Annotated in this window: 11 protein-coding genes and 1 tRNA gene; 6 read left to right on the top strand and 6 right to left on the bottom strand. The window is 62.3% G+C overall.

Annotated features, from left to right (window positions below; genetic code table 11):
* Positions 1-12: 12 nt before the first annotated feature.
* Positions 13-675 (top strand): GOLPH3/VPS74 family protein, encoded by a 663-nt coding sequence (locus BKN05_RS05850; protein WP_286688196.1) that lies wholly within the window; start codon positions 13-15, stop codon positions 673-675.
* Positions 676-686: 11 nt separating this feature from the next.
* Here the strand turns inward: BKN05_RS05850 and typA are convergent, their stop codons facing one another.
* Entirely contained in the window at positions 687-2597 is a 1911-nt protein-coding gene (gene typA / locus BKN05_RS05845; RefSeq protein WP_198492824.1) for a translational GTPase TypA, read from the bottom strand.
* 276 nt (positions 2598-2873) lie between these two features.
* Here typA and BKN05_RS05840 point away from each other — a divergent pair, with 276 nt between their 5' ends.
* Genes BKN05_RS05840 through BKN05_RS05830 form a run of 3 tightly spaced genes read left to right on the top strand, consistent with a single transcriptional unit; the run spans position 2874 to position 5090 of the window.
* Entirely contained in the window at positions 2874-3602 is a 729-nt protein-coding gene (locus BKN05_RS05840) for an Rv1157c family protein (RefSeq protein WP_286688195.1), read from the top strand.
* The gene (locus tag BKN05_RS05835; RefSeq protein ID WP_225747166.1) at positions 3603-4139 is read left to right on the top strand and encodes a ribonuclease FAU-1 family protein; all 537 of its coding nucleotides are present in this window, start codon (positions 3603-3605) and stop codon (positions 4137-4139) included. It begins immediately after the preceding gene.
* A 3-nt stretch (positions 4140-4142) separates the two neighbouring features.
* Complete coding sequence (locus tag BKN05_RS05830) at positions 4143-5090, top strand: DUF808 domain-containing protein (RefSeq protein ID WP_049361468.1); 948 nt, start codon at positions 4143-4145, stop codon at positions 5088-5090.
* A gap of 28 nt (positions 5091-5118) precedes the next feature.
* On the opposite strand, the gene zupT is transcribed toward BKN05_RS05830, so the two are convergent.
* Both zupT and BKN05_RS05820 read right to left on the bottom strand, forming a co-directional pair.
* Positions 5119-5916 (bottom strand): zinc transporter ZupT, encoded by a 798-nt coding sequence (gene zupT, locus BKN05_RS05825; RefSeq protein ID WP_198492821.1) that lies wholly within the window; start codon positions 5914-5916, stop codon positions 5119-5121.
* Positions 5917-5950: 34 nt separating this feature from the next.
* Positions 5951-7816 carry a BCCT family transporter gene (locus BKN05_RS05820; protein ID WP_286688194.1) on the bottom strand — a complete coding sequence of 622 codons (1866 nt, stop codon included), beginning with the start codon at positions 7814-7816 and terminating at the stop codon, positions 5951-5953.
* A 266-nt stretch (positions 7817-8082) separates the two neighbouring features.
* Between BKN05_RS05820 and BKN05_RS05815 the strand changes: the two genes are divergently transcribed.
* Positions 8083-9168 (top strand): hypothetical protein, encoded by a 1086-nt coding sequence (locus BKN05_RS05815; protein ID WP_286688193.1) that lies wholly within the window; start codon positions 8083-8085, stop codon positions 9166-9168.
* A 27-nt stretch (positions 9169-9195) separates the two neighbouring features.
* Here BKN05_RS05815 and selB read toward each other — a convergent pair whose 3' ends face one another.
* The 3 genes from selB to BKN05_RS05800 form a co-directional block, all read right to left on the bottom strand.
* Positions 9196-10968 carry a selenocysteine-specific translation elongation factor gene (gene selB / locus BKN05_RS05810; RefSeq protein WP_286688192.1) on the bottom strand — a complete coding sequence of 591 codons (1773 nt, stop codon included), beginning with the start codon at positions 10966-10968 and terminating at the stop codon, positions 9196-9198.
* Entirely contained in the window at positions 10969-12285 is a 1317-nt protein-coding gene (selA, locus tag BKN05_RS05805) for an L-seryl-tRNA(Sec) selenium transferase (RefSeq protein ID WP_286688191.1), read from the bottom strand. It abuts the gene before it with no gap.
* 25 nt (positions 12286-12310) lie between these two features.
* Positions 12311-12405 (bottom strand) — tRNA-Sec (locus tag BKN05_RS05800).
* A gap of 170 nt (positions 12406-12575) precedes the next feature.
* On the opposite strand from BKN05_RS05800, the gene selD reads away from it, so the two are divergent.
* The gene (gene selD / locus BKN05_RS05795; RefSeq protein ID WP_049377958.1) at positions 12576-13559 is read left to right on the top strand and encodes a selenide, water dikinase SelD; all 984 of its coding nucleotides are present in this window, start codon (positions 12576-12578) and stop codon (positions 13557-13559) included.

The raw sequence follows: 13559 nt of genomic DNA, 5'->3' as shown, positions 1-13559 counted from the left end.
GAGGAGGCCCCAATGCTCATCTGCCAAGAAATGTTCCTTCTACTGACCAAAGACAACGGCAAGAAGGAAGACTGGGTGTCCAATAATGAGGCCGCGCTGCGCGCCACCGTACTCGCAGACCTGCTGCTGGGCGGGCACGTAGAGCTCGGTGAGAAGAAAAGGGTGGAGACTACTCCACAGCGCCCGGAGCACCCCGTGTTGGCTTGGGCTTGGGAGGAGCTGCAGCAACACAAGGCCACCAGCATGCAGAGCCTCTTGGAGGCTTCGTGGTTTACCCCGCGGGAAATCATCGCTTTGGATTTCCACGCGAATGGACTGCTCGATGTGGAAAAGGCCAAGTGGTGGCAGATAAGCGGCGACCGCTACATCATGACGGACCTGGAGCTAGAAAAGGAACTGCGCGAGCGGTTGGTTGCAGTCCTGGAGGCGCAGCACCCAGCCACGGTCAATGACGTCATTATTCTCGATATTCTCCGCGAGGTCAGCGGTGCCTATACCCTGCTGAAAAACGATGCGGAGGGAATGAAGCGCCGGGAGATGCGGGCACGCATTCAGGAAATCAAAAAAGAGGTCGAGTATGACAAAACCGCCTCCTCTGCGGTCAAGGCCGTAGTTGAGGAGGCGGCAGCGGTTGCGGCGATGGTGGCCACGTCAGCGGCAATCACCACCACCTAGGGTGCGGCTTTTTACTTATTCATCTGCTTGGCGCGGGCGGCGGCACGCTTGCGGTCGGTAGCGGAAAGCTCTACCTTGCGCACGCGCAGGACGTCCGGGGCGACCTCGACGCACTCGTCGTTGCCACAGAATTCCAGTGCTTCTTCCAAAGAGAGGGTGTGTGCCTTGGCCAGGGTGACCGTGGCATCCGCAGTAGCGGAGCGCATATTGGTCAGCTTCTTTTCCTTGGTGATATTGATGTCAATATCCTCATCACGGTTATTGGCACCAACGACCATGCCCTCATAAGCCTCGGCGCCCGGCTCGACGAAGAAGTTGCCGCGGTCAGCCAGCTGCATCAGCGCGTACTGGGTGATCTGGCCGGTGCGGTCAGCCACCAGGGAACCGGTCGGGCGGGACTTGATCTCACCGGCCCAGACATCCAGGCCGTCAGAGATGGAGTTAGCGATACCGGCACCGCGGGTCTCGGTCATGAACTGGGTGCGGAAGCCGATGAGGCCGCGGGCAGGAACGCGGAAGACCATACGTACCCAGTCGCCCTCGCGCACGTCCATGGCCTGCATCTGGCCCTTGCGGGCGGCCAGCAGCTGGGTGATAGCACCCTGGTGCTCGGACGGGGAGTCAATGGTGAGGATCTCGTATGGCTCGTAGGTCTTGCCGTCGATCTCCTTGGTCACAACCTGCGGCTTACCAACCGTCAGCTCGAAGCCTTCGCGGCGCATGGACTCAATAAGCACGGACAGCGCCATCTCGCCACGGCCCTGGACCTCCCAAGCGTCGGGGCGCTCGGTGGGCAGCACGCGCAGGGAAACGTTGCCGATGAGCTCTTGCTCCAAGCGGGCCTTGACCATACGTGCGGTGAGCTTATCGCCGCCGCCCTGGCCTGCCATCGGGGAGGTGTTTACGCCAATGGTCATGGAGATGGCCGGCTCGTCTACGGTGATGCGTGGCAAAGCCTCAGGGTGCTCCGGATCGGCGATGGTGTCACCAATCATGACGTCAGAAATGCCGGAGATAGCCACGATGTCACCGGCGATGGCTTCCTCGGCCGGCTGACGCTCGAAGCCGACGGTACGCAGCAGCTCGGCGACCTTCACGGTCTTGGTGTGCTGGTTGCCATCCTCGTCGTAGTGGATCCAGGCCACCTGCTGGCCCTTCTTAATGCGGCCGGCGTAGATACGCAGCAGCGCGATACGGCCTAGGAAGTCGGAGGCGTCCAGGTTGGTCACGTGTGCCTGCAGTGGGGCGTCGACGGTAGCGGAAGGCTCTGGGAGGACGTTATAGATGACGTCGAAAAGCGGCTGCAGATCCTCGCCCGCAGGGACGTTGCCATCGCCTGGGTTCTCGGTGGAGGCAACGCCGGCGCGGCCGGAAGCGTAGAGAACCGGCAGATCCAGCAGCTCCTCGGCGGCGGCTGCAGCTTCCTCATCCTCCAGGCCGGCGGCGATTTCCAGCAGGAGGTCTTGGGATTCGGAGACAACCTCGTCGATGCGGGCATCCGGGCGGTCAGTCTTGTTCACGCAGATGATAACCGGCAGCTTGGCTTCCAGTGCCTTGGTGAGCACGAAGCGGGTCTGCGGCAGCGGCCCCTCGGAGGCATCGACGAGCAAGACGACGCCATCCACCATGGAAATACCGCGCTCGACCTCGCCGCCGAAGTCGGCGTGGCCTGGGGTGTCGATGACGTTAATAATCAGGTCCTGGCCGTCCTTGCCCAGGCCCTTGCGGTGAATCGCCGTGTTCTTGGCCAGAATGGTAATGCCGCGCTCGCGCTCCTGATCATTGGAGTCCATGACGCGGTCCGTGTGTTCACCGTGGTCACCAAAGGCGCCGGATTGCTCCAGCATGCCGTTGACCAGGGTGGTCTTGCCATGGTCAACGTGCGCGACGATGGCAACATTACGGAACTCGGTATTACTCACTAGTGGGGTTCTCCTTCGGAGGATCTACAGCGCTTGCGCGCGCGAAATTGATCTTGAACGAGCTCCCACGATACCCCCTTAAAGGGCCAAGTGCAGCATTGGGGATGGCTTTACCCCGTAACGCACCGTATAGGGAGAGCGAAAATTCTTATAGATTGCCAAAGTACTTGACACCGCCCTTGCCATCACTATCGTTACTGTAGGTAATATTGTTACAGATGTGACAACTGGGGTTTGACTCCCCCTTCCCGAGACCGCACCCAAGGAATTGATAACGTGAGCTACGCCCGCACCACCTGGCGCCTGTCCGGCCGTACCGGTTATATCGCCGCTGCCACGGCCGCGCTCATCGGCCTCGCTTCTCCGCTCGTCGCCCCTGCGCAGGCATCCGCACCGGATCTTTCTTCCTTAGTGCAGCAGGCATCCTCCCATAGCCCGCTGGACGAGCTCGGCCGCCCCAATCAGGAAACCCAGGACCGCATCCGCGCTTTTGCGGCACAACCTTGGATTCCCGAGGATGTTCGCAACGCTATCCTCTCGGGCCTCGCGTTCTTCGCCGGCGGCGGCGATAGCAAGGGCGGCGTAGCCATGCCGGAGGGCAATAACCCGAACTTCCGCCAGTTCTACTGGCCCACAGTCTCCGCACAGTGCATTGGCGGCACTAGCGATGCCATGGGCTCGGCCATCGCCGTTCCTGGCCCCACCGAAATGCCGGCACCGGGCGCAAAGTCCGGCGAAACCGTCTTCCTCTTCACCGCCCTCGGCACCCCACCGGCCGCACGCGAACAAGGCGGGATGAACGTGCAGTGGTTCAACCTTGACACCCTGCGCAGCGGCATCACCCCACTAAATAACAATGGCATCAATCAGGACGGACCTACCACCTTGTCCGGCACCGCCCAGACCGGCAAGGGCACCGTCATCGCGCTGCTTTCTGGCGGTGTGAACACCCAGGAATCCCGCTGCAATTTTGCCCCGACCGCCGCCTTCCTTGAGGTGAAGTAAATGCCGGTGGATCTCCATCCGGTCAAGCGCGAGACCTTTAATACCGCCGAGTACACCAATATCGACCCCAAGGGGTTCCGGCGAGAGGTCGATACGTACACCGAGACGGATTTCGGCCTCTACATGGCGCGCGGGGCCGATCATCCGCGCTTCGGGTACCTGGAATCGTGGCTGCTGCCCGATCTCAACCTGCGTGCGAATATCTTCCACTTCCGCCCCGGGGTGGACGTCCACCAGGACTTTTATATTGATGTGGCCGAAATCCAGCGCGATGGCGCGGTGTGGACCACCCGCGATCTTTATGTGGATCTTGTTGCCACCCGCAGCGAGCCCATTTCCGTGCTCGATATTGATGAGCTCTCTGCCGCGGCCTCCGCCGGCTTGATTTCTGCCGAGGACACAGAGAAAGCCATCGACACTACACTTGCCGCAGTCGAGGGCATTACTCGCAGCGGTGACGATGCGATGGCTTGGTTGGCGCATCAGGGAATACACTTAACGTGGTCCGATAACATCACCCTAACCCCAGAAGGATAATTTATGGCCGGTGGCCTTTTTGCTCTGCTTGACGACGTCGCCCTGATCGCCCGCTCCGCTGCCTCTAGCGTTGACGATGTGGCCGCCCTTGCAGGCAAGACCTCCGTGAAGGCCGCAGGTGTGGTAGTCGACGATGCTGCCGTAACCCCACAATACGTGGAGGGAATTAAGCCCCAGCGCGAGTTGCCGATGATCTGGCGCATTACCAAGGGCTCGCTCATCAATAAGCTCGTCATCATCTTGCCCATCGCCATGATCCTCTCTTGGATCGCGCCGTGGGCGCTCACGCCCATCTTGATGTGCGGCGGTACCTATCTATGCTTTGAAGGCGCGGAAAAAATCCTGCATCACCTTCTTCCCCACCGAGAGAAGGAAACTGAATCAGTCCAAGAAAAGGGCGCAGACGCCGAAGATAGCTTGGTCAAGTCCGCGATTACCACTGACCTCATCTTGTCATCTGAGATCATGGTTATCTCCTTAAACGAGGTCATCGACCAGCCATTCTGGATGCGCCTGGCAGCCCTCATTTTCGTCGGCATCTTGCTGACCCTGGGTGTCTACGGCGCCGTTGGCCTCTTGGTCAAGATGGACGATATTGGCATGGCCCTTAATAAGCGCCACAATGGCAAGTCCACGGTGGGCAACGCCTTGGTTAAGGGCATGCCGATCGTTCTCGATATCATCGGCGTCATCGGTACCGCCGCCATGCTGTGGGTAGGCGGCCACATCGTAGTCAAGGGCCTGCACGAATTCGGTATGGATCAGCCCCACGAGTTCATTGCGTCCGTGACCGACAAGATCTCCAATGGCGCCCTGGCGTGGCTGGCCGATACCGGCATGTCCATGGTCTGCGGCCTGGTGCTTGGCGTAGTGGTTGCCACCATCGTGATGGCGGTCAAGGCCTCCTTTGGCAAGACCTCGGCCACCTCCGCCCAGCCGGCGGAGGCTTAAAACGCCGTAGCCCGGCTGCATAGCCGGGCTACATAAATAGCATCAGCGAAACCGCCATCACGGCCATGCCGGCAATCAAGCCGTAGATAGCGTGATGGTGCTCGCCGGTCTCCTCAGCGGTGGGCAATAGCTCATCCAGCGAGATGAAGACCATAATGCCGGCGATGGCGGCGAAGCTAATGCCCATCGTCGCCGGCCCAATAACCGGCAAGAGAAGGCCGAAGCCGATGAGCGCGCCGAGCGGCTCGGCCAGGCCAGACAAGGTGGCCCACCAAAAGGCCTTCTTGCGGGAGCCAGTGGCCTCGCGCAGCGGAACAGCCACCGCAATGCCTTCCGGGATATTGTGAATGGCGATGGCCACCGCCACCGGCACCGCAACTTCCTTAGATTCCAGGCCGGATAGGAAGGTGGCAAACCCCTCGGGGAAATTGTGCAGGCCCAGCGCGCAGGCGGTAAATACGCCGGTTTTCATTAGCTTCTTGCGGCGGGTTTCTTCGGCCGTGGTGGCCGGCTCATGGGGGTTAATCTCCTCCGGCACGAGCCGGTCAATGATGGCGATGACGGCGATGCCAGCAAAGAACGCCCCGACGGCGGCCCAGGTGCCGGTGGTTTCCTCGCCGAGGGCGTCGGAAAGCTGCGCAATGCCTTCCGGCAGGATCTCCATAAAGGAGACATACAGCATCACGCCGGCCGAAAGCCCCAGTGCAGCGGCCATAAAAGCCGGCCCCGGCTCGCGCCTTCCCACCGCCAAAGCGCCGCCAATCGAGGTCGATAGGCCCGACAGCAGCACCAAGGCGAAGGCAAAGGCAAAGGTACTAAAAGTCATAGCTGGCACCCTACCTGCCAATGATTGTCAAGTATTAATTATCTTCCTTATCTTCCGGTACCGGAGAGATGAACTCGCCATTCATGATAGATGGGTCGTTGTCCACATACTCGCCTGCCTCGTAGTCATAGCCCACGGCGCGGCCCTCTTCGTCCGTGCGCGCGTACCAATCGGTCACCTCTGCTGCAGTGGAGTTAAAGTGCGCGCCCGTTGCGTAGTCGCCGTCTGTCGGCTCGATAGACAGGGCAAAGTTATCGCCATAATCGCGCACGCCCCGCACGATCGCATTAGAGACCGCTTCGTCCTCGTAGAAATGACGGATGGAGGCAGGATCATGGCGCAGCTCGCGCACCAACGCGATGCACATGAGCACGATGATGACCGCGAAAGGCAGGGCCGTCACCGTAATAAGGTTCTGCAGGCCCTGCAGCGCATTACGGCCACCGGCAAGCAAAATGACCACGGCAATGCCAGCCATACATACCACCCAAAAGACCGTTACTGCCGGGTTGGGCTTGGGGTTGCCGCGCTGGGTGAGCTGCGAGTTCACAATGGATGCGGAGTCAGCCGTGGTAATGAAGAAGACCACCAGCATGATGATGACGATGGGCGCCATCCACTCCGCTCCCGGGAAGTGGTCCAAGACCTTGAAAAAGATGTCTTCTGCCGCCGGCATGGAATCAATAGTGCCATCTGGGGCGATATCGCCATCGCGGCGCTGCAGCCAAATGGTGGTACCGCCCAGGATGGTAAAAGCGGCAACAATGATGGCGGAGGGAATAAGCAACACACCGAGCACGAACTGGCGGATGGTTCGCCCGCGCGAAATCTTGGCTACGAAGACGCCCACGAATGGCGACCAGGATACCCACCACGCCCAGTAGAAGGTGGTCCAAGAGGACAGGAAGGCCACCATGTCTTCGCCCTCGCCCATGTTGGCAGAGAGCATCTGCGGCATTTCATCGAGATATTCAATCACCACGGCCGGCAGCATATTGGCCAAGAAGGCGGTCGGCCCCACGACGAAGAAGAACAGGGCCAGTGCCATGGCCAGCACCAGGTTGATATTGGAGAGCCACCGAATGCCCTTGGCCAAGCCGGAGACGGCCGAGAAGATCGTTCCGATGGACAGTACCACGATGATTACCAGCGCCGCGGCATTGCCGGTGGTAGACCAGCCGCTAACCAATTCCACGCCGCGGCCGATCTGCAGCGCACCGATGCCCAGCGTGGCGGCGGTGCCGAAGAGAGTGGCAATAATGGCCAGGCCATCGATGATGCGCGCGGGCAGGGAGTCAGTGGAGCGATTGCCAAAGAGCGGCATCAGGATGGAGCTCATCAGCGGCACGCGGCCGCGGCGGAAGGAGACGTAGGCCACGCACAGGCCCACGATGGCGTAAATTGCCCAGGCGTTAAAGCCCCAGTGCATGGCTGCCTGCGCCATGGCGCCCAGCACCGCTTCATCGCTCGCAGCCTCATAGGCACCAGGGCGCGGCGAAAGGTAGTAGCTCAGTGGCTCGAAGGGGCCGAAGAAGATAATGCCGATGCCAATGCCGGCGCCAAAGAGCATCGCGGCCCAGCTCACCGTGGAAAATTCCGGCTTCTCCCCATCTAGTCCGAGAGGGATTTTGCCGTACTTTGAAAAGGCCAAGATGATGAGCAAAAACATCAGGAACGTCGCCAGGGCGGTAAAGATCCAGCCCAAGTTACGCATCACCCAATCGAGCGCTGTCGAAGAAGCATCGAAGACCTGCTCGGGCGCAATCACACCCCAGATTACGAAGGCGACGACCAGTCCGCCGACCACAAAGAGGATCGGCTTGTCTACTCCATACTTGACCTTCTGGTCCTCAATGGAAACGCCCGGCACCAGCGCGGGGTGGATATTATGCGGGTACATAATGTCCTTTAAGATGCGCTTGGCGTTGCGGGTGCGCTTTTTGCTTTCCTCCGAATTATTCACCCCACGCACAGGGCGGGATGAGGAAGACGGTGAAGAAGAGATGGTTCTACTCCTATTTTGTTTTCCGGGTTTCACTTTTAAGAGAGCTGTCTACACATTAATAGAAACTCGCCGGATATAAAGCTGGCGCCAGCCCTATCCCTCATATGCGTAAAATGAGCTACGCATTGTTTACCGGCCTTTAACCTTGGGAGTGACTTTCTATGGCGCTATACCCGCTCGCGACTAGTTACTTCGGTGTGGAGCATGTTGCGGTCCTCGAGCACCCAGTGCTGGGCACCGCATTGAGTATCCCCGGCGTGGCGAAGCACGCTGCGCTTGTCAACGTCTCCCTAGAACCCGATACCTACACCAACGGCTGGCGCGTTCGCTCGGACTTCGGCTTCTTAGGGTTTCTGGACGAGGTCGAGGCGGCGGAGTATCCCGCCTTGGAGCGATTGAAGGCCTCCTCTGCACAGCCGCAGACGATCGCCACCGTGGAGGTAGTTGACGGCCAAGTCGAGGTTGCCGTGTCACTGGGCCTGTGGCCGTGGATGGTGCCGGTCAATGACCAACCGCAAGGAACCGCGCTGCTCTCCGGCGGACGAGGCGTGCTGATCGATGCCGCCGCCGGCGACCTATCGCCCGCCCAGCTTGAGCAGATGGGCACACAGCAATTTTTCGTCACACTGGACGACCTTGCCGGCACCGCGGTGGCGACCTGCGACGATACGGTTCTCGGTCCCCTCAGCGACAGTGCCGCGCTCCCTGGACTGCGCGCCGCATTCGCTGCGGCAAACGGTTCTGGGGCGGGGCTTTCTGCCCGCGCCTACGCGAGCCACGGCATGCTTGCCGTCGATATCCCCGCCGATGAGGCCACCACCGCAGAACTCTTCTCCCCCGCTGTTCCACCGCTGCGCGTGCCCGCGCCACAACCTGCGATTCCCGCCGCTGCGCGCGCAACCACGCCGGCTCAGCCCGAGGTCTGGGAGCACACGCTCTCCTGCGAGGCCGCCGTGACGGCGCTGCCCACCGGTTCGCGCCGCCCGAAAGGGCCACAGGCCCAGCTGGCTGCACCCGCTAAGCCAGATGCGCCAGCTCAGCAGCACAATGAGCAAGCACAACAGCCGCAGGCCAGCGCCAAGCTGGCGGAGTTGGTCTCCTCCATCCCGGGAGAGCAGAGTTTCAGCTGGCGTGCGCTGCCGGTAGCCGAAGAACCGGGCCGCTTTTCCTCCGAATCCGCGCGCGTGCGAGCCCGGCGCGTAGCGCGCGACACGTCCCACCACCGCGGGGGCAATCACCGCAAATAGGTGCGATGCTCAACCACAGAGGCCACGCTAGCGCAATGTGCGTTGGCCCCCGTCGCCGCGGCGAGTAATCCGCTGGGCGTCGAGGTATTCCAGCAGCGGGATGGCTACCCGTCGCGTGGTGCCCAGCGCTTTACGGGCTGCCGAAAGCGTAAAGGGCTGCTCCAGTTCGCTAAGGCGCCGGCGCGCTTCCTCCGGTGCCGAGGGCAAGAGCACGATTCCCTGCTTGAGGCGCAGGAGGCGCCCGGCGCGCTCGGCGGCGGCAAGTTCCTTTGGGCCCAGGCCCAGCTCCGTTAGGTCATCTACTTCGGGGGCCGCAAAGGGTTCTACCTTAAGCCTTTCCTCGATGGCAGCGACCCCGCGCTCCGCCGGGCCAAGGTCCGCCCGCTGCCCGGGAAGGCGCAACACTCCCTCACTGCTTTCCGCCTTCGCAGCGGCGATGGCTAGGCCCAGCAAGCCTTCTTCTTGCAGGCCAAGGGCGTCCATGGCCGCCTTGCGCGGCAGTCCCGGCGCTAGGGGATGTGCGGCGGTGTGGGCTTGCAGGACGTCGGTAAGCGCGTGCTTCCACCGAGTTACCTGGGAGGCCGTAATCCACCAGTCGCGGAAGGCGATAATGCCTTGCGACGGCGCTGTAGTTGCAAAACCATCGCGATCAAGGTCCTCCACACGGGCAAAACCGACGCGACGCAGATAGCAGGCAGGATCCCTAAATGACTCTTGGGCACTGAGCTCTTCTGCGCGGCGGCGGGCGGCACCGCGCCGGTTAAGCTCCGGCGGCCGCAGATCTACTGCCTCTACCCCAGCGACGACGTGCCGGCCGCCAGGACTGCGCACTACGAAACGATCAAGGAGCCGCAGCGGCAGCGGGTGTGCCAGGCTGATGCGCGCGAAATCGGCAGACAAGGGACGCAGGTGGGCCTCCACCCCGGCGGTACCGGTGTGCACGACGAGGTTATCGGGCAGCCCGTCGAGCTCCGCGCCAAAGGTGCGGCGGACATCGAGGTGGTCCACCAGGCGCCACGCACCCGGGGTAAGCAGCACGTCGCCGCGGTGGATATCGGCGGCATCCACCCCGCGCAGGTTGACGGCCGCACGAGTGACGGGGCCGAGTGAATCCTCCGCGCGATTTTCGCTGTGCAGGCCACGGATCTCCACGGCCCTTTCCCCACCAGCCGTGGCCACCTTAAGGCTATCGCCCACGCGCAGGGTGCCCGCGGCAAGCGTTCCGGTAACCACGGTGCCCGCGCCCTTCACGCTAAAGGCGCGGTCCACCCACAGGCACACGGGTGCCTGCGCATCGGGAGCGGGCACAGCGGCAAGGACCTCATCGAGCGCCTGCCGCAGCGCCGCAATGCCGTCGCCGGTAGGGGCGGATACGGGGATAATGGGGGCGTCGGCAAGCGGGGTGCCGGCCAGCTGCGTTCGGATTTCTGCGGTGCGGTCCACAGTGGCGCGGTCGCTGCGAGTTAGCGCAATAATGCCGTGCTCTACGCCCAGCGCGCGCAAGGCATCGCGGTGGTCGGTGGACTGGGCCTGCCATCCCTCATCGGCCGCCACAACAAAGAGGACGACCGGGGCCGGGCCCACGCCAGCGAGCATATTGCCTAGGAATTTTTCATGCCCGGGCACATCTACGAAAGCCACATCCGCGCCAGAAGGCAGCGTGGTCCAGGCAAACCCCAGATCAATGGTAAGGCCGCGGCGCTTTTCTTCCTCCCACCGGTCCGGGTCCATCTCCGTAAGAGCCCGCACCAGGGTGGACTTGCCGTGGTCCACATGACCGGCAGTAGCGACGACGTACACCTAGCCCACCGCCTTAATAGCGGAAATAACCGCGGCGTCGTGGTCGGCAGGAACGCAGCGAATATCCACCAAGCAGCGGCCCTGATGCACGCGACCTACTACGGACGGGTCCTGGCGGCGCAGCGCGTCCGCATAGGGCTCGGGCAGGCTCACCGCGAAGCCCGGCAGCGGGTACTCCGGCGCCCCGCCACCGCCCACGCGGCCATCGTGAGGTACCACTTCTGCCCCGACTGCCTGCGCGATGGCTTCCGTGCGCTGGCGGTGGGTCTGGGGATCAAGGTGGAGGGCATCCTGCACCGCATTCGAGGGCGTCGAAATGGCCGCCTCCAGCGCGTTGAGGCGCAGCTTATCTATGCGCACCGCACGCGCCAGCGGGTGCTTCTTCACCGCGGCAATCGCGTCCTTGGTGCCGAGCAAGATTCCTGCCTGCGGACCGCCAAGCAGCTTATCGCCGGAGGCTATGACGATATCGGCGCCGGCGCGCAGCTGGGCCTGGATATTTGGTTCTTCTGGCAGCGCCGGGTCATGGGTGAGCAGGCCGGAGCCCAAGTCCACGATGAGTCGCGTATCGTGCTCCACCGCTAGGCGGTGCAGTTCCTCTACCCCGACTGCGGAGGTAAACCCCTCGATGCGGAAATTGGAAGGATGCACCTTCAAGATGGCGCCGGTGTTAACTCCCAGAGCGCGTTCATAATCGGCCAGGTGCGTGCGGTTAGTCGCCCCTATTTCTTTGAGGCGCGTAGCCGTGGACTCGATGAGCTCGGGCAGGCGAAAGCCAGCTCCGATCTCAATGAGCTCGCCGCGCGAGATGATGACCTCTTTGCCGGGGGCGAGTGCAGCGGTGGCCAGGAGCAAGGCGCTGGCGCCGTTGTTGACCACGAGGGCATCTTCTGCACCGGGGCAGGCTGCGAGCAGCGCGGCCTTGGCTCCGGCGCCGCGATTTCTGGATCGCTTGCCCGAGCCCAAGTCCATTTCCACATCTGTATAGGAGGCAGCGGCGTGCAGGGCCTCTACCGCGGCGCTGGGAAGCGGGGCACGCCCTAAGTTCGTATGAATGATGACGCCGGTGGCGTTAATGACTGGGTGCAGGGAATGCGTATTCTTTTGTTCTAGGCGCTGCGCAATTTCTGCGGGTATATCGCTAACCGGCAACTGACCGCGGCGCGCTCGGGCGACTGCGCCCTGGATTATCGCGCGGATGGTGTGCTCGGCTAGGCGCTGTCGCGCGGATTCTACTTCCGGCAGCTGGAGCAGCTCGTCCATGCGGGGAATATTCCTGCGGGGGTCCGGGCTGACAGCAGGCGTGGGCGTGGGCACTGTGGCATTCCTCCTTGCGCGCGGGTGGCGGAGACGGACAGGAATCGAACCTGCCAGACCGAGATACTCGGCCTCACCGGTTTTGAAGACCGGGGCGCCCACCAGGACACGTACGCCTCCGTGTGATCACCTTACACGGGCATTCCCCGGTGCCGGCACACCTGTCACGCAATACATCCACCATGCCGCTCCGAGGTGGAAACCTCGGCGCCCTATGTCCTATCGCCACACACAGGTCCCCTACCTTGCTGTGCAGCCAAATAGTTCCTCGGGATGAGTAAAATGGCGCTATGACCGAAGATATTAAACTCACCTCTTTCGCCGCAGGCGGCGGTTGTGCCTGCAAGATTCCCGCTGGCCAACTTGAGTCTGCCGTCGAGGGCCTGATAGGCAAGGCCGACCCCAACGTGCTGGTCGGCTTGGACGATGGCGACGACGCCGCGGCCGTGAAGATTCAAGATGGCCTGGCAGTCATCTCCACCGCGGATTTTTTCACCCCCATGCTCAATGACCCCTACGATTGGGGGCGAGTGGCTGCCGCCAATGCGCTGTCTGATGTCTATGCCATGGGTGGCACCCCGGTTACCGCCATTAACCTGGTGGGCTGGCCCAATGAAAAGCTGGGCCTGGATGTGCTGCGTGAGGTCCTGCGCGGCGGCATGGATATAGCCACCGAGGCCGGCATCTCCGTCACAGGTGGGCACTCCATCACCGCGCCCGAGCCACTGTACGGCATGGCCGCCACCGGTATCGTCGCCCCCGACAAGCTCATGCGTAACGACGCCGCCGAACCTGGCCTGCCCATCACCCTAACCAAGCCCATTGGCGTAGGCATCCTCAACAACAAGCACAAGGCCACCGGCGAGGTCTCCCAGGCCGCGGTCGATTCCATGACCACCTTGAACCGTGAGGCCGCCCGCACCGCGGTGGAGGCGGGCGTGCGTGCCGCCACGGACGTCACCGGCTTCGGGTTGCTCGGCCACCTGTACAAGATGTGCCGGGCCTCCGGCATCGCCGCGGAGCTCGACTTTTCCGCCGTGCCCACCGTCGAAGGCGCAAAGGAGGCGCTGGCGGAGGGCTTCATCCCCGGCGGCTCTCGCCGCAATCTCGACTGGGTGCGCCCACACCTCGATACCTCCTTGAACGAGGAAGAGCTGGTGCTGCTTGCCGACGCCCAAACTTCCGGCGGCCTCCTCCTCATCGGCGAGGTCCCCGGCTACCCCGTCATCGGCCATACCACCGAGCGCACCGGCGATGCCTATATCAAGGTCTAA

The sequence above is a fragment of the Corynebacterium sp. S5S1 genome (genome assembly GCF_001913985.1).
GTDB lineage: Bacteria > Actinomycetota > Actinomycetes > Mycobacteriales > Mycobacteriaceae > Corynebacterium > Corynebacterium marquesiae.
This window is presented reverse-complemented; position numbering and strand designations above follow the sequence as displayed.